Below are 22,147 nucleotides of genomic sequence, written 5' to 3'. Positions count from 1 at the left end.
CAAGGGTGCAGCTGAAGGTCGACCTCGATCGGGACCGGCTCGCCGACTGGTTCGGCCAGGACGGCACCCGCCTGGTGCCCGGGTCGGCGCTGCCCGACGCCCTCGTCCACCAGCCCAGCAGGTGGCTGCTCACCGAGCTCGGCCTGCCCCGCGAGGGCGGTGCGCGCGTGGAGTTCGCCACCGGGCCCGAGCTGCTGCTCCGTCCGCTGGCCGAGCTGCTGGACGGGCCGTCCACCGGCGCCGAGCAGCTGCTGGTGCTCGGGCGGGTCGGGTGCGACCGGCTGGTGCTGGACGGCGTGACCGGCCGGATCGCCCTCGCCGGGACGACGTACGGGCAGCCTGCCGAGGTGCTCATCGACCTGGTGGCGAGTGACCTGTCGGTGCTGCTCCTCTTCATCCACGAGCTGGAGGTCCTGCGCGCGGACGCCGCCGACCCGAGTGCCCTGGACGGGCTGCGCGGGCCCGCGGTGGTCGCCGAGGTGACCAGCGCCCTGACCGAACGGCTGCGCGCCCTCGACCCGGCGGTCTTCGACGCGGCCGGCCAGGCCCCGCTCTGGAGCGCGGTGCTGCTGGTGCACGGGTTGCGCTGGGCGGCCCGCCCCGGCGCCTGGCTGGACGGCCCCTCCCTCGCCTACGAGATCACCCCTGAGCTGGCGGCCGGGATCGGCAGCTTCGCCCCGGTGGACCCGGCGCACCTGCCGTCCGTGCTCGCCCATCCGCCGACCCGTCAACTGCTGACCAGGATAGGCCTGCTGACGTCTGATCAGCTTCGGGCAAACGAGGAGCGTCCACTCCTGCCGCTGGGGGAGCGCCACCCGTGGATCGCCGAGCACCTCTCGCAGGAGCGCGCCCACCAGCTCGACCAGGTCTGCCTCGGTGAGACGCTCTACGACTGCCTGGTGGTGGTGGACGGTGCGAGCGGCCGACTGGAGCTGACCGAGGGTGACGGCGAGGAGGGCTGGCCCGCCGCCCTGCTGCAGAGCGATCTCTCCGCCTTCTACCTCACCTGCTGGGTGCTGGCCCGGCTGCGCGCGGAGGCCGCCCGCTGGCACGGCCTGCGCAAGCCCGCCGACTGGCAGGTCTTCGAGCCCGGCAGCCTGCTCAGCGAGGCCGGCTTCGACCTGCTGGCGGAGCTGGACCCGATGAGCGTGACGGAGGAGGACGGCCTCTGGCGCACGCTCGCCGACGACGGGCACATGGGCGGCCTGCTGGGCGACTGAGCTTCGGGCCTTCGCGCCTTCCGCCGTCGCCCCCCGCCGCCGTCGCCCCCCGCCGCTGTCGCCCCCCGCTGTCGCCCCCCGCTGTCGCCCCCCGCCGCCGTCGCGCCGTCGCGCCGTCGAGAGGCGGCCTCAGGGCGCCTTGAAGTACCGGGGAAAGGCCGGCGCCAGCCACGGCTTGCGGCCCCAGGCGAGGATCGCCCCCCGGGCCAGGGCCTGGGCGGGGGTGCGGCGGCCCAGGGCGAGCAGGAAGAAGGTGACCGGCTCGGCGATGATCACGCAGTCGGGGCGCGGTGCGGGGTGCTCGGTGACCGTCGCGGTGCCGTCCGTGAGGGTGACTCCGTAGCGCCGATCGCTGCCGCGCAGGCCGATGGTGTACCGCAGCCGGCGGCCGGTGGCCGAGCGCCGGTCCACCACCCGGGGCATCGCGGTGAGCAGGAAGGGGAGCGACAGCTCGACCCGTTCGCGGTCGATCATGTGCGGCAGCCGCAGCGCGCGGGCGATGTCGTAGCCGTGGCCGAGCTGGTGGGTGAGCAGGTAGGAGGCCAGCGTGTCCCGGTCCATCGGACCCATCGGGGTGCTCAGGCCGGCGGCGGGGTCCGCCCGGTCGCCGGCTGGTTCGGCCCGGTCGGCGGCCAGGTGCTGGGCGAACGCCCGGGTGTGCGCCACGATCGCGTCCGCGAGGACGGCCGGGTCGCGTTCGGGGTAGGCCGCCAGGGATCGCGTGTTGGCGGCGGCGAGGCCCGCGGGCGTGCCGTCGCCGTACGGGCGCTCGCGGCCGCCGGCGAGGTCGGCCATCAACTGGTTGGCGAGCGCGAGGTGCGCGGCCGCCTCGCCCACCGACCAGGTGGCCCCGGGTATCCGCGCGGCCGGCTCGGGGCGCGAGCGCAGCAGGCGGGCGATGTCCTCGGCGGTGGCGAGGTTCGCCTCGATCACCCTGGTGTTCACGGTCGCGGTCACGGGCACGAAGCCTGCGGCATGACCACGGGGCCTGTCCAGACCTCCGACGCACTCCGGGCGGAACCCGGCCGCTCGCCACTCCGCCCCTGCCCCACTCCGCCCCTGCCGCTCTCCGGCGCCGCCCCTCTCCGGCGCCGCCCCTCTCCGGCGCCGCCCCTCTCCGGCGCCGCCCCTCTCCGGCGCCGCCGCTCTCCGGCGCCCGCCGATCGGGTGAGCCCGCGGCGATTCGCCGACCGGCGCCGCGGCGTACTGCGCGACGATCGTCAGCGGTCACCCGCCGTCACCGCCCGCCGCAGTCGGAGCGGCGGGCCCCGAACCGGAGGTCCCGATGCGGATCCTGCTGGTCGCCAGCGCGTTCAACAGCCTCACCCAGCGCGTCTTCGCCGAACTGCGCGACCACGGGCACCGCCCGGCCGTGCACCTGGCCACCGACGACGACGCGCTGCGGGAGGCGGTGCACCGGCACGACCCGGAGCTGATCCTGGCGCCGATGCTGAAGGTGGCGGTGCCCGAGGACGTCTGGTCGGCCCGCACCACGCTGATCGTGCACCCCGGCCCGCTCGGCGACCGTGGCCCCTCCTCCCTCGACTGGGCGATCCTGGAGGGTGCGGAGCGCTGGGGCGTGACGGTGCTCCAGGCGAACGGGGTGATGGACGGTGGCGACGTCTGGGCGCACGTCGACTGCCCGCTGCCGCCGGTGGGCAAGAGCGAGCTGTACCGGGGCGAGGTCTCCGACGCCGCGTCACGGGCCGTGCTGCTCGCCGTCGAGCGCTTCCGATCGCTCGGCCGCCCCCCAGCGCCAGGCGCCCCGACGGCACGCGCCTCACGCCCCGGCGCCTCACGCCCCGGTGCCCCGCGCCCCGGTGCCCCGCGCCCCTTCCGTCCGCGTCCGCAGCAGGGCCCGGACTGGGACGTCGCCGACCACACCCGCCCCCTGCTGCGCCAGCAGGAGCGCCGGATCGACTGGTCGGCCGACTCCACCGCGGCGGTGCTGCGCACGCTGCGCGCCGCCGACTCCCAGCCCGGCGTGCCGGATGAGCTGCTGGGCGCCCGCTGGTATCTGCACGGCGGTCACGGCGAGGATGAACTGCGCGGCACCCCCGGCGAGTTGCTGGCGACCAGGGCCGGCGCGGTGTGCCGGGCCACGTTGGACGGCGCGGTGTGGCTGCCCGAGCTGCGCGCCCGGCGCGACACGCGGCGCGATCCAGAGCTGGACGCGCGGGGCGGAGCCGGCGTCAAGCTGCCCGCCACGCTGGCCCTGGGGGAGCTGCTGCCCGAGCTGCCGGAGGCGGCCGCACCGCTCCAACTGCCCGAGGGCCGCCGCACCTGGACGGACCTCGACTACCGGGAGGTCGGCCCGGTCGGCTTCCTGCGCTTCTCGTTCCCTGGCGGGGCGATGAGCACCACCCACTGCCGCCGGCTGCTGGCCGCCTACCGCGAGGCCTGTACCCGCCCGACCTCGGTGCTGGTGCTGGGTGGTGGCCGCGACTTCTTCTCCAACGGCATCCACCTCAACGTGATCGAGGCCGCCGCTGATCCGGCGCTGGAGTCCTGGGCGAACATCAACGCGATGGACGACCTGGTGGCCGAGATCCTCACCACCACCGACCGCCTGGTGGTCGCCGCGCTCGGCGGCAACGCGGCGGCGGGCGGCGCGATGCTGGCGCTGGCCGCCGACGAGGTCTGGTGCCGTGCCGGGGTGCTGCTCAACCCGCACTACCGGCTGATGGGGCTGCACGGCTCGGAGTACTGGACCTACACGCTGCCGCGCCGGGTCGGCCCGGCCGTGGCGAAGCGCCTGACCGAGCAGGCGCTGCCGATCACGGCGGTGAGCGCGCAGCGGCTCGGCCTGGTGGACCGCACGGTCCCGGCCGCGCCACGCGAGTTCGGCCCGACGGTGGCCCGGCTGGCCGCGCTGCTCGCCGCCCGGCCGTTGCTGCAGGAGCGGATCGCCGCCAAGAAGGCCGAGCGCGAGCGCGACGAGGCGGCCAAGCCGCTGGCCGCCTACCGGCGTGCGGAGTTGGCGGTGATGCGCCGTACCTTCCTGGACCCGGCCGCGCCGTACCACGCGCTGCGGGCCGCCTTCGTGCGGAAGGAGGCGGTGCGGGGGACGCCGGCGCACCTGCCGGGCTGAGTCAGGTTTAGCGATCAAGATATGGCGTCACAATGACTGTCGTCAGGAAAGCGCGATATCTGCGACACGCCTCGTCCGCCCAGCGCCACCGCTCCACCCGCTCCACCGCGCCACCCGCTCCACCCTTCGCCCCTTCGCCGAGTCCGCCGAGGTGCCGCCCATGGAGCCCCTGGAGCTCTCCCGCTCCGGCCACGTCGACACGTTCTGTCGCGACGGCCTGCCCGCCGCCGAGCAGTGGCCGGAATTACTGCACGAACTACCGGAGTTGAACTACCCCGAGCGGCTCAACTGCGCCCGCGAGCTGCTCGACGAGGCGGTGGCCCGCTGGGGCCCGGACCGGCGCTGCCTGCTGACGCCCACCGAGCGCTGGAGCTACGGCGAACTCCAGTCGCGCGCCAACCAGGTGGCCCAGCTGCTGACCGGCGAGCTGGGCCTGCTGCCCGGCAACCGGGTGCTGCTGCGCGGGCCCAACAACCCCTGGCTGGTGGCGAGCTGGCTGGGCGTGCTGAAGGCCGGCGGGGTGGCCGTGACGACCATGCCGCTGCTGCGGGCCGGCGAGCTGACCGAGCTGGCCCGGATCAGCCGCCCGGTGGTCGCGATCTGCGACCACCGCTACACCGCCGAACTCGCCATCGCCGCCGAGCAACTGCCGGAGCTGACCGTGCTCGGCTACGGCGCGGTCGGCCCGGCGGGCCAGGCCGATCCGGCCGACCTGACGGCCCGCTGCGCGGCGAAGGACGGCGTCTTCACCGCCGTCGACACCGCGGCCGACGACGTGGCGCTGATCGCCTTCACCTCCGGCACCACCGGGCGGCCCAAGGCGACCCTGCACTTCCACCGGGACGTCCTGGCCAACGCCGACACCTTCTCCCGGCACATCGTGCGGCCCGAGCCGGACGACCTGTTCACCGGCACACCGCCGCTCGGCTTCACCTTCGGACTCGGCGGCCTGGTGGTCTTCCCGCTGCGGGTCGGCGCGGCCACCCTGCTGCTGGAGGGGGCCGCCCCCGAGGAGTTGGCCGAGCTGGTCGCCGAGCACCGCGCCACCGTGCTGTTCACCGCGCCGACCGCCTACCGGGCGATCCTGGCCGCGGGACTGGCCGGGAAGCTGGCCGGACTGCGCCGCGGCATCTCGGCGGGGGAGGCGCTGCCGGTCGGCGTCTGGCAGGAGTTCGAACGGGCCACCGGACTGCGCCTGATCGACGGGATCGGCGCCACCGAACTGCTGCACGTCTTCATCTCCGCGGCCGACCAGGACATCCGCCCCGGCGCCACCGGCCGGCCGGTGCCGGGCTACCGGGCCGCGATCCTGGACGAGCGCGGCGAACCGGTGCCGGACGGGCAACCGGGGCTGCTCGCGGTCAAGGGCCCGACCGGCTGCCGCTACCTGGCCGACGAGCGGCAGGCCGAGTACGTGCGCGACGGCTGGAACCTCACCGGCGACGTCTACCTGCGTGACCAGGACGGCTACTTCTGGTACCAGGCGCGCAGCGACGACATGATCGTCTCGGCCGGCTACAACATCGCCGCCCCCGAGGTCGAGCAGGCGCTGCTCAGCCATCCCGACGTGCTGGACTGCGCGGTGACCGGCGCTCCCGACGAGCGGCGCGGCAGCGTGGTCAAGGCCTACGTGGTGCTGCGCGAGGGCGCCGCCGCCGACGAGGGCGCCGTGGCCGCGCTGCAGCAGCACGTCCAGCAGGTCATCGCCCCCTACAAGTACCCGCGCGCCGTCGAGTTCGTCCCCGCGCTGCCGCGCACCTCCAGCGGCAAGCTGCACCGGGCCGAACTGCGGCGCTGGGCCGCCGCGCAGCCGCCGAGCGTCGTGGTGGAGCGCCGGGTGGAGTGGTCCGACACCGACGCGGCGGGGCACTACCACTTCTCGGCGGTGCAGCGCTGGGTCGAGGCGGCCGAGGCTGTGCTGCTGCGCCGGCTCGGCCTGGAGGGCCTCTTCGGCAGCATCCCGCGGGTCCACTTCGAGGCCGACTACCTGGAGCGCCTCTGGTTCGGCGAGTCGGTGCACACCGAGCTGCGGGTGGCGCGGGTGGGCCGGGCCTCGCTCGGCTACGCCTTCGAGGTGCGCGGCCCGAACGGGCCCGCCGCGCGCGGCAAGCTCACCGTGGTGCACGCCGCCGTCGGGGTCGAGGGCTCGGTGCCCTGGCCGGACGAGGTGCGCACCGCCCTCACCCAGGCCGGGCCGCAGGACGCCGAGCACTATCTGCGGGAGGAGCCGGCATGCGTACGGCCGTGATCGGCGGCGGGCCGGGCGGACTCTACTTCGCCGCGCTCGCCAAGCAATTGGCCCCGCAGGAGGAGATCACCCTGTGGGAGCAGAGCGCGCCCGACGAGAGCTTCGGCTTCGGCGTGGTCTTCTCCGACGAGACACTGGACGGGATCGCCCAGGCCGATCCGGAGGTGTACCGGGCGATGTCGGCCGAGTTCGCCCGCTGGCGCGACATCGACATCCGCTACGCGGGCGCGCGGCTCACCTCCGGCGGCCACGGCTTCGCGGCCCTGGAGCGCCGGCGCCTGCTGGCCATCCTGCGCGAGCGCTGCGCGGCCCTCGGGGTCGACCTGCGCTTTCGCACCCAGGCACCCCCGGTGGCCGAACTGAGCGCCGGCCACGACCTGGTGGTCGCCGCGGACGGCGTGCGCTCGGCCACCCGGCAGGCGTACGCCGGCAGCTTCGGCCCGCGGCTCGACGAGCGCGGCTGCCGCTACATCTGGCTGGCCACCGACCGGGTCTTCGAGGCCTTCACCTTCATCGTGCTGCCCACCGACTTCGGTGTCCTGCAAGTGCACGCCTACCCCTACGACGACCGGCGCAGCACCTTCATCGTGGAGCTGGGCGAGGAGGCCTGGCGGCGCTCCGGCTTCGCGGACCAGGACCGGGACCTGAGCGTGCGGCGCTGCGAGCAGCTGCTCGCCGAGCACCTGCGCGGCCACCGGCTGATCGCGGGCGACAGCTCGCGCTGGATCAACTTCACCACCGTGCGCAACGCGCGTTGGCACCGCGGCAACATCGTGCTGCTCGGCGACGCGGCGCACACCGCGCACTTCTCGATCGGCTCGGGCACCAAGCTGGCCATGGAGGACGCCCTCGCGCTGGCCGCCTGCCTGCACGAACAACCCTCCGTGGCAGCGGCGCTGGGCGCCTACGAGGCCGAGCGCAAGCCGGTGGTGGAGTCCACCCAGCGCGCTGCCCAGGCCAGCCTGGAGTGGTTCGAGGGGATCGGCGGCTACACCGCCCAGCCCGCCCCGCAGTTCGCCTTCAACCTGCTCACCCGCAGCCGCCGGGTCACCTACGGCAATCTGCGCGAGCGGGACCCCGCCTTCGTGGCCGCCGTCGACTCGTGGTTCGCCGCCACCGAGGACGCCGCCACCGAGGACGATGTCGCCGAGGACGATGTCGCCACCACCTCCGTGCCGCCCATGTTCCGCCCCTACGAGCTGTGCCGGACCCGGCTGCGCAACCGGATCGTGGTGCCCCCGCTGGCCACCTTCACCTCCGTCGACGGCGTGCCGAGCGCCTTCGAGGCCGCCCAGTTCGCCGCGCACGCGCTCGGCGGGGCCGGCCTGGTGCTGGCGGGCATGACGGCGATCAGCCCCGAGGGCCGGGCCACCCCCGGCTGCCCGGGGCTCTACACCGACGAGCAGGAGCGGGCCTGGCGACGGATCGTCAGCGCCGCCCGGCTGCTGCCCGGCACCCGGCTCGGCCTGCAGCTCACCCACGCCGGCCGCCGGGCCTCGACCACCGCCCCGGGCCCGGACGGCATCGGGGCGCCGCTGGCCGCCACCGACGGCGGCTGGCCGGCGCTGGCCGCCTCCGCGCTGCCCTGGGACGCGCAGAGCCCGCCGCCGCGCGCCGCGACCCGTGCCGAACTCGCGGACATCGTGCGGGACTTCGCCGCCGCCACGGCGCGCGCCGAGCGGGCCGGCTTCGATGTGCTGGAGCTCCAGATGGGGCACGGCCACCTGCTCTCCGGCTTCCTCTCCCCGCTCACCAACCACCGGCGGGACGAGTACGGCGGCGACCTGGCCGGCCGGTTGCGCTTCCCGCTGGAGGTGCTGGCGGCGGTGCGCGCCGTCTGGCCCGCCGCCAAGCCGCTGCTGGTGCGGATCTCGGCCACCGACTGGGCCGAGGGCGGTACGCAGGCGGCGCAGGCGGTGGCGATCTGCCGCGCGCTGGCCCGGGGCGGCGCGGACGCGGTCGACGTCTCCACCGGCGAGGTGGTCGCCCACCAGCGGCCGCAGTACGGGCGCAGCTACCAGACCCCGTTCGCCGACCTGATCCGCAACGCGACCGGGATCCCCACCATCGCGGTCGGCGCCATCTCCGGCCACGACGACGCCAACTCGATCATCCTGGCCGGGCGGGCCGACCTGGTCGCGATCGGCCGGGCCCAACTGCACGACCCGCTCTGGACCCTGCACGCCGCCGCCGACCAGGGCTACACGGGCCCCGGCGCCCCCTGGCCCGCCCCCTGGCTGGCCGGGAGCCGCAAGCCCCCGGGCCCGCGCGCGGACCGGGTGCCGCCCCGGCTGCAGCTGCTGCGCGCACCCGCCGACCCCGTCAACCGTCGCTGGCTGCCCAAGGCCCACGCCGACCCGCACCCCCACGCCGACCCGCACCCCCACGCCGACCCGCACCCCCACGCCGACCCGCACCCCCACGACGACGCCCACGCCGACCGGAGCGCCTGATGGACTTCCCGCTGCCCCGCTTCACCGCCGCCGCCGTCCAGGCCGCCCCGGTCTACCTGGACCCGGACGCCACCGTCGACAAGGCGGTCGCGCTGGTCCGCGAGGCCGCCCGCAACGGTGCCGCGCTGGTGGTGCTGCCCGAGGCCTTCGTGCCCGGATACCCCTACTGGAACTGGACGATGAACCCGATCCAGGGCTCGCCCTGGTTCGAGCGGCTCTACCGCGCCTCGATCGACGTGCCGGGCCCGCAGGTGGACGCGCTGCGCGCGGTGGCCCGCGAGTGCGCCGTGGTGCTGGTGGTGGGCGTCAACGAGCGCGGCGCGCAGAGCCTGGGCGTGCTCTACAACACGCTGCTGATCATCGGCGCGGACGGCGAACTGCTCAGCGCCCACCGCAAGTTGGTCCCCACTTGGGCCGAGAAGCTGACCTGGACCGGCGGTGACGGCAGCACGCTGCGGGTGCACCGCACCGCGGTGGGCCCGCTCGGCGCGCTGGCCTGCGGTGAGAACACCAACACCCTGGCCCGCTTCACCCTGCTCGCGCAGGGCGAACTCGTGCACTGCGCGAGCTACATCGCGCTGCCGGTGGCGCCCGAGGACTACGACATGGCCGACGCCATCGCGGTGCGCACCGCCGCCCACTGCTTCGAGGGCAAGCTCTTCTCCGTGGTCGCCTGCTCCACCATCTCCCCGGAGATCGTGGACGCGGTGGCCGGCGAGGACGAGCAGGTGCGCGAGCAGCTGGCCCGCAAGCGCAGCGCCCTCTCCGGGATCTTCGGCCCCGACGGCCGCCCGGTCACCGAGCCGCTGGTCGACGAGGAGGGCATCGTCTACGGCGAGATCGACCTCAACCGGTGCGTCCAGCCCAAGCAGATGCACGACATCATCGGCCACTACAACCGCTTCGACGTCTTCCGGCTGCTGGTGGACGACCGTCCCCGGCAGCCGGTCAGCTTCACCACCGACCGCACCGCACCCGTGGACGAGGAGGAAGCGTGAACGACCACAGCGTGAACGACCACAGCGTGAACGACCACAGCGTGAACGACCACAGCGTGAACGACCACGGCGTGAACGACTACGACGACACCAGGGCCGGCCGGGCCAGGGTCTCGGACACCCCGGAACTCAAGGCCTACTACGAGGAGTTGGGCGCCCTGCAGGCCGGCGCCCTGTGGACGGTGGCCAACGAGATCGAGCCCTGGTACCCGCAGCCGAAGTCCGTCCCGACGCTCTGGCGCTACCAGGAGCTACGCCCGCTGGTGCACAAGGCGCTGCCCCTGGTGCGGGCCGACGACGCGGGCCGCCGGGTGGTGATGCTGGTCAACCCCGGGCGCAAGGAGCTCAGCGCGGCGGTCGGCCTGCTCTACACCGGCCTGCAGATCATGGGTCCCGGCGAGGCGATGACCGCCCACCGCCACCAGGCGGCCGCGTTGCGCTTCGTCCAGGAGGGCACCGGCGCCTGGACCGTCGTGGACGGCCAGAAACTCAAGGTCGGCCCGCGCGACTTCGCCATCACCCCCAACGGCACCTGGCACGAGCACGGGAACGAGTCCACCGAGGCGCCGGTGATCTGGCAGGACGGTCTGGACATCCCGCTGGTCAACGCGCTGGACGCGGGCTTCTACGAGGTCCACCCCGAGCTCTACCAGCGCCCGGGCGCGGTGGTGAACTCCTCGGTGCTCAGCTACGGCGGCAACCTGCTGCCCCACGGTATGGAGAAGTGGACCCGCCCGTACTCCCCGCTGCTCGCCTGGCCGTGGGAGCCCAGCTACCAGGCACTGCTGGATCTGGCCAAGGCCGCCGAGGGCTCGCCGTACGACGGCGTGATCATGGAGTACACCAACCCGGTCACCGGCGGCTCGGTGATGCCCACCATGGGCGCCCACCTGCAGCTGCTCCGGGCCGGGCAGGCCACCCGGGCCCACCGGCACACCGGGTCGGTGGTCTACACCGTCGCCAAGGGGCGCGGCCGTTCGGTGATCGCCGGGCAGCGCTTCGACTGGCAGCAGGGCGACATCTTCTGCGTGCCGTCCTGGGCCTGGCACGAGCACGCGAACCTCGACGAGCGCGAGGACGCCGTGCTCTTCTCCTTCAACGACTTCCCGGTGATGCGTTCGCTCGCCTTCCACCGCGAGGAGGCCTACCCCGACCACGACGGGCACCAGCCCGTCGCACACCCCATCGCCCAGCCCGTCGCACACCCCGTCACCCAGCCCGCCGCACATCCCATCGCCCAGCCCGCCGAGGAGCGTTAGGACCGCCATGCGCCTGATCACCTACACCCACCGGGAGTCGACCCCCCGCCTCGGCGCCCAGCTCGGCGACCGGGTGGTCGACCTGGCCGCGGCGGCCGCCGCGGCCGGTGCCGAACTGCCCACCGACCTGCTCGCGCTGATCCAGGCCGGCGCCCCGGCCCTGGCCCTGGCCCGGGAGTTGGAGTCGGCGGCCGCCGCCCACCCGCTGGCCGACGTGACGCTGCTGGCGCCGCTGCGCCCCGGCAAGATCGTCGGGGTGGGCCTCAACTACGTGGAGCACGTCGAGGAGTCCAGCCGCGCCCTGGACACCGCGCGCGAACTGCCCGACCGCCCGGTGCTCTTCGGCAAGCCCGCCACCGCCGTCACCGGCCCGGGTGGAGCGATCCTGCACAACGGCGAGCTGACCCAGCAGCTCGACTGGGAGTGCGAACTGGCCGTGGTGATCGGCCGCCGCGCCTTCAAGGTCGCCGAGGCGGACGCGCTGGACCACGTCTTCGGCTACAGCATCATGAACGACATCAGCGCCCGCGACCAGCGCCGCTCCGGCCAGTGGTTCTTCTCCAAGGGTCAGGACTCCTACGCCCCCTTCGGCCCCGCCGTGGTCACCGCCGACGAGATCCCCGACCCGCAGCGGCTCGACCTCTCGCTGCGGGTCAACGGGGAGATCAAGCAGAAGTCCAACACCCGCCACATGCTCTTCGCGGTGCGCCGCCTGATCGCCGACATCTCGGCCGGGATGACCCTGGAGCCCGGCGACGTGATCTCCACCGGCTCGCCCTCCGGTGTCGGAGCCGGCCTGACGCCTCCTCAGTTCCTCTGGCCCGGAGACCTGGTGGAGGCGACCGTGGAGCACATCGGCACCCTGGCCAACCCGGTGGTGGACGCCCGATGAGCGCGCGCGGCTACCGGATCGGGCAGATCGTGCCCAGCTCCAACGTCACCATGGAGACCGAGGTCCCGGCCATCCTGCGGGCCCGCGAGAGCATCGCGCCCGAGCGCTTCACCTTCCACTCCAGCCGGATGCGGATGACCCGGGTCACCCCGGAGCAGCTCAAGGCGATGGACGCCGACTCCGACCGCTGCGCGCTGGAGCTCTCCGACGCCCGGGTCGACGTGCTCGGCTACGCCTGCCTGGTGGCCATCATGAGCATGGGCCACGGCTACCACCGGGTCTCCGAGGAGCGGCTGCACCGGCGCACGGTGGAGAACGGCGCGCCCGCGCCGGTGGTCACCAGCGCGGGCGCCCTGGTGCACGGGCTGCGGGCGCTGGGGGCGAAGCGGATCGCGCTGGTCGCCCCCTACCTGCGCCCGCTGACCCGGCTGGTGGTCGACTACCTCGGCGCCGAGGGCATCGAGGTGCTCGACCACACCTCGCTGGAGATACCCGACAACCTGGAGGTCGCCGCCCACGACCCGGCCACGCTGCCCGCCATCGCGGGCCGCCTCGCGCACGCGGACGCCGATGCCGTGGTGCTCTCCGCCTGCGTCCAACTGCCTTCGCTGGCAGCGGTGGCGGACGCCGAGCAACTGCTCGGGAAGCCGGTGGTCTCCGCCTCCATCTGCACCGCGCACCAGTTGCTGCGCGCCCTGGGCCTGCCCGCCGTCGCCCCCGGCGCCGGGCACCTGCTCTCCGGCGCCTTCGCGGAGTCCGGCTGAGGCCCGCCTGAGGCCCACCCGATGCCCGCCTGAGGCCCGGGGGGCCGCCCTGCTCTGCGTATGATCGCGGCCAGTGAGCCCCCTAGGCCGTGTCTGACAATTCGCGTCGGACAGGCCCGCGGCGTTGGGCGCCCGGCTGGGCGTGCCGCCGAGTCGCCCTCGTACTTGGGTGGCTCGGCGGTGCGTCCAGCCGGGATGCCCGGCGTCGCGGGCCCGGCGGGAATTGTCAGACACGGCCCAGGAGAGGCGACCATGCCGGAGACCCGACCCAGTGCCCTGATCAACACCGTCTACGGGGCGTTCGTGCGGCGGTTGGGCGGCTGGATCCCGGTCTCCGACCTGATCGCGCTGCTGGCCGAGTTGGACGTCGGCAGCCAGGCGGTGCGCTCGGCGATCTCCCGGCTGAAGAAGGGCGGCACCCTGGTCCAGGAGCGCCGGGCCACCGGCACGGGCTACCGGCTCAGCCCGGCCGTGGGCCCGGTCTTCGACGAGGGCGACCGGCGGATCTTCGGCAGCCTGGAGCCCGCCAGGCTGGCCGACGGCTGGGTGATCGCGATCTTCTCGGTGCCGGAGTCGGAGCGCGCCCACCGCCACCAACTGCGCTCCCGGCTCAGCTGGCTGGGCTTCGGCAACGCCTCCCCGGGGGTCTGGCTGGCGCCCGCCCGGCTGCTGCCGGACGCCGAACTGATGCTGCGCCGCCTCGGGTTGAGTGACTACGTGCACCTGTTCACCGGTGAGTACGCGGCCTTCGCCGAGCTGCGCGAGGCGGTGAGCGGCTGGTGGGACTTCCCGGCGATCGAGCACCAGTACGCCGAATTCGCCGACATCCACCGGCCGCTGGCGCAGCGGCTGGGCGCCGATCCCGACCCGGCGGCGGCCTTCCGGGCCTACGTGCCGATGCTCACCCAATGGCGCCGGCTGCCCTACCTGGACCCGGGGCTGCCCACCGAGCTGCTGCCCGCCGACTGGAACGCGGTGGTGGCCCGCCGGGTCTTCGCCGAACTCCACCAGTTGCTCGCCGTACCGAGCCTGCGGTACGTCGAACAGGTGGCCGGCGCTCCCACCGGTCCGGCCGTCGAGAACCTGGCCGCCGTCGACCAGCCTCCCGGGACCGGCCGGGTCAGGCGCGGCCTGCCCCGCCCCGCCCCGCCCCGTTGTTCCGAACAGCCCCATCCGCCCGAGATCCGCACCGAGCAGGGAGTCCCCGCCGTCATGCCCCCCGCCATGCCCCACGCCGACCTGGTGCCCCCCGCCGACCTGGTGCTCCGCGCCGCCGCCGTGCACACCCTCGTCCCCGGTCAGGCCCCGCAGCGGGCGCTGGCCGTCAAGGGCGGCCGGATCGCGGCCCTGGCACCCGACCCGGCGGGACTGGACGACTGGATCGGCCTCGGCACCGCGGTGCTGGACCAGCCGGCCGCGACCGTGCTGCCCGCCTTCGACGACACCCACACCCACCTGATCCTGGCCGCCGACAGCGTCCATGACGTGCCCGTCCACCGGGCCCGCGACCTGGCCGGCTTCCTCAAGCTGATCCGCCTGCGCGCCGCCACCACCCCGCCCGGGGAGTGGATCCGCACCACCATCAACTGGCAGGAGTTCAACCTCGCCGAGCGCCGCCTCCCGACCATGGCCGAGCTGGACGCGGCCGCCGCCGAGCACCCCGTCCTGGTCAAACGCGGCGCCTACAACGTGGTGCTGAACTCGGCCGCGCTGCGGCTGACCGGCCTCGGCCCCGACACCCCGGACCCGGCCGGCGGCCGGATCGAGCGCGCCGCCGACGGATCGCTGACCGGTCGGCTGATCGGTTCCGCCGCCGCGCGGGCCGAGGCCCTGCTGCCGCGCCCCGACCTGGTCGCCCGGATCGAGGACCTGCACGCCGCCTCGCGCGCCTACGCCGCCACCGGGATCGGCACGGTGCGCGACTGCATGGTGCCGCTCGCCGATCTGCCGGTCCTGCGCGCGGCCCGCGAGGCCGGGGCACTCGCCGTCCGGGTGCGCGCCCTGGTCTCGGCGATCGGCCTGAACAGCGTGGCCCAGGTCCAGGAGCTGCTGGCGGGGATGGAGTCGTGGCAGGGGGCCGACGACGATCAGCTGAGCGTCTGGGGCGTGAAGTTCGGCATCGACGGCGGCATCGAGGCCGGCGCCCTGGAGCAGCCCTACGCCGGCCGTGACTGCTACTGCGGCAGCCTGAACTGGGAGCCCGAGGCGCTGGTCGAGGCGGTCGACGCGGTGGTGCGCCGCGGCTGGCGGGTCGGCAGCCATGCCTGGGGGGACCGCGGACTGCGCGTGCTGCTCGACGTCTACGAGGAGGTGCTGCGCCGCCACCCCGACCTGCCCGCCGGCACGCTGGTGATCGAGCACGGCGGCCTGGCCCGCCCCGAGCAGCGGACGCGGGCCATCGAGCTGGGCCTGCCGGTCACCGTGCAGCACCCGCTGCTGCACGACGCGGCGGGCGCCCAGATCCGCGAGTGGGGCGCCGAGCGGGTGGCCGACCTCTTCCCGCTGCGCGAGTGGCTCGACGAGGGTGCGCTGCTCACCGCGGGCTCCGACTTCCCGGTGGGCCCGTTCGGTGCGATGACCTCGGTCTGGGGGATGACCACCCGGCAGACCCTGGCCGGCGTCCAGGGCCCCGGGCACGCCATCACCCGCCCCGAGGCCTTCGCCCTGCACACCGTCAACGCCGCTCGGCTGACCGGCGAGAGCGTGACACGAGGCACCCTCGCGCCCGGCCGGTTCGCCGACCTCACCCTCTGGCCGGCCGATCCGCTGCGCTGCCCCGACCTGGAGCTGGCCACCCTGCTCCCCGACCTCACCCTGATCGGCGGCCGGGCGGTGCACGACCCGCACGGGTTGCTCGCGTCACCATGATTCGTTGTTGGACGAACCGTCGGGTCCAGGTGATCATGGACGAAACACTGTTTCGGGGAGGAACCTGATGACCGAATCGCGTGCACTTGAGGGTCAGTTCGCCATCGTGGTGGGCGGCAGCTCCGGGGTGGGGGAGGCGACGGCGCGGCTGCTGGCCGCCGAGGGCGCCTCGGTGCTGATCGCCGGGCGGGACGAGCAGCGCCTGGCGGCCGCCCTGGAGCGGATCGACGGTGGTGACGCCGTCACCGGGCAGCGGCTGGACGGCGCCGACCCGGCGGCGATCGCCGCCTTCTTCGAGGGGATCGGGCGCCCGGTGGACCACCTGGTGCTCGCGCTGAGCGGCGCGGCGGGTGCCGGGCCGATCAGCGCGCTGGACCCGAAGGACCTCGCCGCCGGCTTCGACGGCAAGTTCTGGCCGTTCCTGCACCTGCTGCAGGCGGCGCTGCCCCGGCTGAGCGTCGACGGCTCGGTCACCTTCGTCACGGCGGCCTCGGCCAACGCCGCCTTCCCCGGCACGGCGGGCCTGGCCGCGATCAACGGCGCCCTGCAGGCGATGGTCCCGCCGCTCGCCGTCGAGCTCGCCCCGCTGCGGATCAACGCGGTGTCGCCCGGGGTGATCGACACCCCCTGGTGGGACCGGGTGCCCGCGGCGCACCGTGCCGAGCTCTTCGAGGGCCTGGCCGCGACCACCCCGGCGGGCCGGGTGGGCCGCGCCGAGGACGTGGCGCAGGTGATCCGGATGCTGGTCGGCAACACCTTCATGACCGGCACCGTCATCAACTGCACCGGCGGCGCCAACCTGCCCACCGGCCGCTGAGCCGAGCAGTCCGAGCCGAGCAGTCCGAGCCGAGCAGTCCGAGCCGGGCAGTCCGAGTCGAGCGGGTCCCCGGCGCCAAAGCCGGGGCCCGCTCGCCGCTGCCCGCTCGCCGCTCAGAGCGCGACGATGCCCTCGCCGCCGACCGCGTCCGGCACGGTCACCGAGCCGATCGCCGTCAGCGAGCCCTCCCGGCCGACCGCGAACTCGTCGACGATCCCGTTGCCGCCGGTCTGCACGTACAGGTAGCGCCCGGCCTCGGTGACCGAGGCGGCCGCGTCGACCGTGCCCGGGTCGGTGGGCGTGTTGCCCAGCGCGGTGAGTTGCCGCCCGCCGTCGCCGGGCCGGAACCCGCTGACCGTCGCGCTGCCCGCGTTGGAGGTGTACAGCAGGCCGTCCACCGCGACCACCCAGCAGGTGGCGGCCTGGCCGGTGGCTGCGAAGGCCTGCTGCTCGGCGCTGCCGTCGGGGCGGATCGCGATGGTGGAGAGCGCGTTGGGTCCGGCCTGGGTCACGAAGAGCCCGTCACGCCCGTTGGGCACGAACGCGAACGGCACCGCCCCGGGCAGCACGGTGACCACCGGTGCCTGGGCCGGGGCGCCCTCGCGATCGAGGCGGAAGACGGCCAGGCTGTTCCCGTTGGCCTTGGTGGTCACCACCAGCCGGGAGCCGTCGGCGGTGAAGCCGACCTGGCCCGGCGTGTTGGTGAACTGCGGTACCGCGTCCGGGTCCAGGCCCAGGCAGCGGTTCCAGCCGTCCTGCCGCTCCAGGCGGCCCTCGCGCACCCGGAAGCCCTGGACCGAGCCGCCGTCCAGGGCGTTGAGCACGTACACGACGTCGTCGTGCACGGCCACGCTGACCGGGAAGCGGCCGCCCGAGCCGACCGTCTGGCGGCGCTCCAGGCGGTCGCCGTCGACCGCGAAGACGGTGACGCTGTCGCTGCCCGCGTTGACGGCGTAGAGCAGCCCGTGCCGCGCGTCGTAGGTGAGCGAGCCCTGGGAGGCGAGGTGGTCGACCACCGAGCCGTCGAGCACCCCGCCCAGGCCGCCGGTGTCGTAGTCGCCGGCCCGGGTCAGCAGCCCGTCGTCACCGCGGTGGTAGGCGATGACCTGGTTGCCGGCGGGGTTGTCGGTCTGGACGAAGACGGCGTGGTGGCCTCCGGTGGGGTGCCCGGCGTCCGCCGGCGAGGCGGCGGAGGTGGAGGCGGCGGCGGAGGTGGACGGGGCGCAGACTGCCACGGCGGCGAGGACGGTCGCGGTGGCCGCGGCGAGGCGGGTGATCCGATGCACGGTGTGGTTGCTCCCTCAGGGCTGGCGATCCGGCCCGGTCAGGCCGGCCGGCACGTCAGCTGTGCCGATTCACACCATAAGTGACGTAATGTCAGATATGTGGAGCCGCGGGCCGCGCGGGCGCGGTGCGTGGTGGACGTTTCCCCGCCGGGCGCGCCAGGGTAGGGCGCTGGCGCCGGACACGGACAGGGTCCGGCTGAGAGGGGTGGTCGTGGTCGTGCGCGGGGAACGGGTGGCTGTGGTGGGCGGCAGCATCGCGGGGTGCGCCGGTGCGCTCGCGGTGGCGCGGGCCGGAGCCCGGGAGGTGGTGGTCTTCGAGCGGGCCGCCGACCGGCTGGGGGACCTGGGCGTCGGGCTGGCACTGCACAACGACCGCTACGCCGAACTGGCCGAGGCGGGGTACCTGGACGCCGGGATGCCGTGGGTCCGGCTGACCCGCCGCCCGTGGGTGGTGCGCGAGGACGGGCTGCGCGCGGGGCGGGAGATCGGCGCACTGCCGTTCCCGTTCCGCTCCTACAGCTGGGGCTCGCTCTGGCGCGAGCTGCGCGGGCGGATCCCGCAGGGCGTCGACTTCCGGGTCGGGGCGGCCGTGACCGGGGTCGAGCCCGAGCCGGACGGGGTGCAGCTGCGGCTGGCGGACGGCACCGAGGAGCGGTTCGACGTCGTGGTCGGCGCGGACGGCTACCGGTCGCTGGTGCGGGCGGCGATGTATCCGGGGGCCGCCGCCGAGTACGGCGGCTTCCTGGCCTGGCGCGGCACCCTGCCGGTGGAGCGACTGCCGGGCCCGGCGGAGGCCTTCGCCGAGACGGACGCCACGACGGTCGCCTTCCCCGGCGGCCACATGATCGCGTACCGGATCCCCGCGCGGAGCGGCACCGGCACCGCCGTCAACTGGGTCTTCTACACCACACCGCCGGCCGCCGGCGCACAGCGCTTCGCCGACCCGAGCTCGACCCACCCGCGTGCGGTGCCCGCCGACCTGGTGCGCCTCCAACGGGAGCTGGTGGAGCGGCACTTCCCGCCCTACTGGCAGGAGGTCGTCGAACTGACCCCCGTCGAGGAGCGGTTCATCCAGCCGATGTACGACATGGCGACGCCGCACTTCACCCGGGGCCGCCTGGCGCTGCTCGGTGACGCCGCCTCGATCGCCCGGCCGACCACCGGCAGCGGCGCGATGAAGGCGCTGCAGGACGCCGCCGCGCTGGAGCGGGCGCTGCGCGCCGCGGACACCCTGCCCGAGGCGCTGGCCGCCTACAGCGCGGAGCGCGCGCCGCTCGGGCGGGCCACCGTCGAGCTCGGCCGCAGCCTGGGCCGGGCCCAGGTCCAGCAGACGCCCCAGTGGGCGGCGATGGACCAGCGGGCGATGGAGGAGTGGTGGCTCGACGCGGGCGGCGGCAACGGCTTCGGCGGCCACCGGCTGGCCCGCTGACGCGCGGGCCGGCCGGCGGAGCCGCGCGGGGCCCCGTCAGTGGAGCGCCGCGGGGCGGAGCCGCTGGTGCCGTAGCCCTTCGTCTCCACCCAGTCTTCTGGTAACCACCAGCCTGGACACTCGAAGACCGCCCGCCCTGGTCATCTCAACGACCGTTGACACCTGGAAAGAACGAGGCTCCCAAAGCCGCCACCGAAGGGCGGGCGGGATTATGGCGTCATCTCCCACCACTTCTGCCCGGTACCAGCGTTGCACGCGGAAATCTCGGCCGGCTGGCTGGCGTCGATACACATCTCCTGGCCGGTGGACTCGAAGCTTGTGCCGTTGTCGTACTCATGCACCGTCCACCACTCCATCGGGTTGGTGTAGTCGCAGCCCTGAGTGCTCAGTGTGTCGAACCACTTGTTGTAGGTGAGACACATGTGGGTCCCGGAGTCCTGGATCTGGAAGTTTCCGTTGTCCGAGACGATGTTCCAGTCCCACAGGGAATTGGTGTTGTTGCACCCCCTGAACGCGACGCTCCCGGAGCTGTCGCTGACCAGACACTGTCTGGTCGAGCTGTTGTACAGCTCCACGCCGTAGGTTGACGCGTGGGCGGTTCCCGTCATGCCTGCGAAGGCTGCGATGGCAGCCGCGCCGGCCATGGCGATTTTCTTGACCGCGAGCTTCATGCTGGGCATCTTCCTTTTTTCGTCGATGCGTTGGCGCTGATTGCCGAATTGCCCGCGACTGGAGTCGGCACATTGGCGCGGCCGACTGGTCGGAAGAAATCCATGCAATGAGCGAATGAGCTGTCGCCTATGTGGCGAATCAGGATTTCCGCTGGCGTGTCCTAAAGTCGCCAGTATTTCCCTCACGTGAGGCTGCAACTGGGCTCGCGATCGCGATTCACCGGCGGCGCGGCACTGCTCTCACTGGCATGGATTCCCTGGGCCGGGCCATTCGAGATTCCCGGAGATCGGCTGTCCCCTGTGATGCCCGGTCTGCCACGGTCAGTCCCGCGGGCGCGGGTGCTCTCGCGATGCTCTCTGTTCATCGATCAGGTCGCTGTCCGGGCGTCATACGCCCGGACAGCGAGACGCGGGCTTTCCGGATACGCGCACTGGGGTGCGGATGCATCGGACGGGTAGTCGGAGCGCCGGGGCTACGGATCAGCCCTGGGTGCCGTCCTCACGAGTCCCAGGTGCCGTGCTCCATGTCGTACTGGTGCCACGTGCCTCCCGAAAAGATCCAGTAGCCCCAGTAGGCGGCGACTTCACCGGGAGAACAGTCGGCCTCCGACGTGCCGCCGGAGGAGTAGGTGATGTCGCCGGTGGCATGCCAGCCATACGGGGGGATCCATTCGGAGAAGCAGACGGCCCAGGCCTTCACCGGGTACCCGCAGCCGTTCCAGTCGACATGCAGGGTGAAGGTCTCGATACCCGGGTATCCGCTGACGTCGATGCTCTCGCAGGAGCCACCGCCTCCCGGGTCGGAGGCATGGGCCGAGGCCGCGCTGACGCCGCCGAGTGCGGTTGCGGCGAGGATGGGCACGACTGCCTTGGCGAGTGTTCTCTTCGTGAACACTGCCGTTTGTCGGTTCCTGTAGAAGCTCATCTCTGGTCCCCCTTGATCTTCGGCGCTTGTTCCACGCACCGACCTGTTCCTGAAGCATGGGCGCCGGAAGACACGGCCGCACGACCCTTCGGCCCAGCCCGAAACGGCCCGGTAGCATCACAGCCCTTCAAGACGGGTACCACGAAGCGTGACTGACAGCGATGACATGCGGGGGGCATGATGCTGCGGATTCACTTCACCAGCGCAGACCTGGCGCGCGTGGGCCTGATCAACCAGGTGGTGCCACAGATCGGCGAGGCGGTGCTGAGCGTGCAGGTCCTGCGCCGGCGAGACCAACCACGGCGTTTCGGGCACTGGCGCGCGAGCCTGACCGGACGCATACCGGCCGGCGTCCAACCACTGTGGGACCTGGTTCCCGCACAGGGCTGGATTCCCGACTTCCTCACCCCGGCCGGGGTGGACGGTGATGGAGGATCCGCCTTGAAGGCCATCCGCGCCACCCCCGTCGACCGCCTCGCGTCGGACATCGCCCGACTGGTCGACGGCTCGACTCCGGCCTGGGCGCGCCGGATCGCCAACGGCGAACCTTCTGCGCTGGACGCCGTCGCCGAGGCCCTGGCGACCTTCCACCGGGTTGCGATCGCCCCGTACCTCGTCGGCATGCAGGCATCGATCGACATCGAGTGGGCCCGCAGGACAACCATCCTCACCCGGTACGGCGTCGAAGGGCTCCTCGCCGGACTGCACCCGGCGATCCGCTGGCAGCCGCCCGTACTGACCCTGCCCTCGCCGGTCGATCTCGACGTCGAGCTCAAAGGCCGCGGCCTGGCCCTGGCACCCATGGTGTTCTGCGGACCGCTGCCACGCCTGTACGTCGGAGACGCCGAAAACGATCGACCGGAGCTGGTCTACCCACCGGCGTACGACCCGTCCCACGTCAGCCCGTTGGCCACCGGCTCCACACGACGACAGGGTGACAGCGTCGCCGCCGTCGGCAGACTCATGGGCGCCACCCGGGGCACGGTCCTGCACACCATCGCAGCCGCCCCAGGGCTCACCACCGCCCAACTGGCGCAGCGTGCCGACATCTCCCTGGCCTCCGCCTCCGAGCACGCCACCGTCTTGCGTGAGGCCGGCCTGGTGAGCAGCCTGCGAGACGGCCCCCGCGTCCGTCACTACGCCACGAGCGCAGCTCGCGCCTTGCTCGACGCGACCTCCTGTTGATGCGTCAGTCTCGATCTCGCATGACGGACCGTCAGCTCGAC

Annotated in this window: 16 protein-coding genes and 1 pseudogene; 13 read left to right on the top strand and 4 right to left on the bottom strand. The window is 73.6% G+C overall.

All coding sequences use genetic code 11. The features are described 5' to 3' along the window. Positions 1-5 precede the first annotated feature (5 nt). Complete coding sequence (locus OG455_RS01885) at positions 6-1,220, top strand: SUKH-4 family immunity protein (RefSeq protein ID WP_266289439.1); 1,215 nt, start codon at positions 6-8, stop codon at positions 1,218-1,220. Between the two features lie 129 nt (positions 1,221-1,349). Here the strand turns inward: OG455_RS01885 and OG455_RS01880 are convergent, their stop codons facing one another. Then, on the bottom strand, positions 1,350-2,177 hold the full coding sequence (locus tag OG455_RS01880) for a sterol-binding protein (protein WP_266289437.1): 828 nt from the start codon (positions 2,175-2,177) through the stop codon (positions 1,350-1,352). A 328-nt stretch (positions 2,178-2,505) separates the two neighbouring features. Here OG455_RS01880 and OG455_RS01875 point away from each other — a divergent pair, with 328 nt between their 5' ends. The 10 genes and pseudogenes from OG455_RS01875 (at position 2,506) to OG455_RS01835 (ending at position 16,610) form a co-directional block, all read left to right on the top strand. Further along, the gene (locus tag OG455_RS01875) at positions 2,506-4,311 is read left to right on the top strand and encodes a hydrogenase maturation protein (RefSeq protein ID WP_266289435.1); all 1,806 of its coding nucleotides are present in this window, start codon (positions 2,506-2,508) and stop codon (positions 4,309-4,311) included. 160 nt (positions 4,312-4,471) lie between these two features. Continuing rightward, a pseudogene (locus tag OG455_RS01870) lies at positions 4,472-6,103 on the top strand (AMP-binding protein); the annotation flags it as partial. A gap of 30 nt (positions 6,104-6,133) precedes the next feature. Beyond that, the gene (locus OG455_RS42000; RefSeq protein ID WP_323185633.1) at positions 6,134-6,559 is read left to right on the top strand and encodes a thioesterase family protein; all 426 of its coding nucleotides are present in this window, start codon (positions 6,134-6,136) and stop codon (positions 6,557-6,559) included. Further along, a complete protein-coding gene (locus OG455_RS01865) occupies positions 6,544-9,012 on the top strand; it encodes an FAD-dependent monooxygenase (RefSeq protein ID WP_266289433.1) in 2,469 nt (822 codons plus the stop codon). Before OG455_RS42000 ends, OG455_RS01865 begins: the two co-directional genes overlap by 16 nt. Further along, positions 9,012-10,010, top strand: coding sequence for a carbon-nitrogen hydrolase family protein (locus OG455_RS01860; protein ID WP_266289431.1), 999 nt, complete (start codon positions 9,012-9,014; stop codon positions 10,008-10,010). The genes OG455_RS01865 and OG455_RS01860 overlap by 1 nt, the downstream gene beginning before the upstream one ends. Further along, positions 10,007-11,269, top strand: a complete 1,263-nt coding sequence (locus OG455_RS01855; protein WP_266289429.1) for a cupin domain-containing protein — start codon at positions 10,007-10,009, stop codon at positions 11,267-11,269. Before OG455_RS01860 ends, OG455_RS01855 begins: the two co-directional genes overlap by 4 nt. Before the next feature lie 7 nt (positions 11,270-11,276). Then, the gene (locus tag OG455_RS01850) at positions 11,277-12,161 is read left to right on the top strand and encodes a fumarylacetoacetate hydrolase family protein (protein ID WP_266289427.1); all 885 of its coding nucleotides are present in this window, start codon (positions 11,277-11,279) and stop codon (positions 12,159-12,161) included. Then, positions 12,158-12,925, top strand: a complete 768-nt coding sequence (locus OG455_RS01845; protein WP_323185382.1) for an Asp/Glu racemase — start codon at positions 12,158-12,160, stop codon at positions 12,923-12,925. The genes OG455_RS01850 and OG455_RS01845 overlap by 4 nt, the downstream gene beginning before the upstream one ends. 252 nt (positions 12,926-13,177) lie before the next feature. After that, positions 13,178-15,793 carry an amidohydrolase family protein gene (locus OG455_RS01840; RefSeq protein WP_266289425.1) on the top strand — a complete coding sequence of 872 codons (2,616 nt, stop codon included), beginning with the start codon at positions 13,178-13,180 and terminating at the stop codon, positions 15,791-15,793. 67 nt (positions 15,794-15,860) lie between these two features. Further along, positions 15,861-16,610, top strand: a complete 750-nt coding sequence (locus OG455_RS01835) for an SDR family oxidoreductase (RefSeq protein WP_266289423.1) — start codon at positions 15,861-15,863, stop codon at positions 16,608-16,610. Between the two features lie 113 nt (positions 16,611-16,723). Here OG455_RS01835 and OG455_RS01830 read toward each other — a convergent pair whose 3' ends face one another. Next, on the bottom strand, positions 16,724-17,896 hold the full coding sequence (locus OG455_RS01830; RefSeq protein ID WP_266289421.1) for a beta-propeller fold lactonase family protein: 1,173 nt from the start codon (positions 17,894-17,896) through the stop codon (positions 16,724-16,726). A gap of 211 nt (positions 17,897-18,107) precedes the next feature. Between OG455_RS01830 and OG455_RS01825 the strand changes: the two genes are divergently transcribed. Continuing rightward, the gene (locus OG455_RS01825; protein ID WP_323185381.1) at positions 18,108-19,325 is read left to right on the top strand and encodes an FAD-dependent monooxygenase; all 1,218 of its coding nucleotides are present in this window, start codon (positions 18,108-18,110) and stop codon (positions 19,323-19,325) included. A 209-nt stretch (positions 19,326-19,534) separates the two neighbouring features. Here the strand turns inward: OG455_RS01825 and OG455_RS01820 are convergent, their stop codons facing one another. Together OG455_RS01820 and OG455_RS01815 are read right to left on the bottom strand one after the other, a co-directional pair. Next, positions 19,535-19,996 carry a hypothetical protein gene (locus OG455_RS01820; protein ID WP_266289420.1) on the bottom strand — a complete coding sequence of 154 codons (462 nt, stop codon included), beginning with the start codon at positions 19,994-19,996 and terminating at the stop codon, positions 19,535-19,537. A 499-nt stretch (positions 19,997-20,495) separates the two neighbouring features. Next, the gene (locus OG455_RS01815; RefSeq protein ID WP_266289418.1) at positions 20,496-20,921 is read right to left on the bottom strand and encodes a hypothetical protein; all 426 of its coding nucleotides are present in this window, start codon (positions 20,919-20,921) and stop codon (positions 20,496-20,498) included. Positions 20,922-21,098: 177 nt separating this feature from the next. On the opposite strand from OG455_RS01815, the gene OG455_RS01810 reads away from it, so the two are divergent. Continuing rightward, positions 21,099-22,106 carry a helix-turn-helix transcriptional regulator gene (locus OG455_RS01810; protein WP_266289416.1) on the top strand — a complete coding sequence of 336 codons (1,008 nt, stop codon included), beginning with the start codon at positions 21,099-21,101 and terminating at the stop codon, positions 22,104-22,106. Positions 22,107-22,147: the final 41 nt, after the last annotated feature.

Source organism: Kitasatospora sp. NBC_01287 (genome assembly GCF_026340565.1).
Taxonomy (GTDB): Bacteria; Actinomycetota; Actinomycetes; order Streptomycetales; family Streptomycetaceae; genus Kitasatospora.
The sequence above is the reverse complement of the archived record's forward strand: the minus strand, read 5'-3'. Positions and strand labels throughout refer to the sequence as shown.

Excerpts from the sequence above, each read along its gene's own strand:
- OG455_RS01875 (WP_266289435.1), top strand. The coding sequence starts at position 2,506 with ATGCGGATCCTGCTGGTCGCCAGCGCGTTCAACAGCCTCACCCAGCGC.
- OG455_RS01865 (WP_266289433.1), top strand. The coding sequence starts at position 6,544 with ATGCGTACGGCCGTGATCGGCGGCGGGCCGGGCGGACTCTACTTCGCC.
- OG455_RS01860 (WP_266289431.1), top strand. The coding sequence starts at position 9,012 with ATGGACTTCCCGCTGCCCCGCTTCACCGCCGCCGCCGTCCAGGCCGCC.
- OG455_RS01850 (WP_266289427.1), top strand. The coding sequence starts at position 11,277 with ATGCGCCTGATCACCTACACCCACCGGGAGTCGACCCCCCGCCTCGGC.
- OG455_RS01845 (WP_323185382.1), top strand. The coding sequence starts at position 12,158 with ATGAGCGCGCGCGGCTACCGGATCGGGCAGATCGTGCCCAGCTCCAAC.
- OG455_RS01840 (WP_266289425.1), top strand. The coding sequence starts at position 13,178 with ATGCCGGAGACCCGACCCAGTGCCCTGATCAACACCGTCTACGGGGCG.
- OG455_RS01835 (WP_266289423.1), top strand. The coding sequence starts at position 15,861 with ATGACCGAATCGCGTGCACTTGAGGGTCAGTTCGCCATCGTGGTGGGC.
- OG455_RS01820 (WP_266289420.1), bottom strand. The coding sequence starts at position 19,996 with ATGAAGCTCGCGGTCAAGAAAATCGCCATGGCCGGCGCGGCTGCCATC.
- OG455_RS01815 (WP_266289418.1), bottom strand. The coding sequence starts at position 20,921 with ATGAGCTTCTACAGGAACCGACAAACGGCAGTGTTCACGAAGAGAACA.
- OG455_RS01810 (WP_266289416.1), top strand. The coding sequence starts at position 21,099 with ATGATGCTGCGGATTCACTTCACCAGCGCAGACCTGGCGCGCGTGGGC.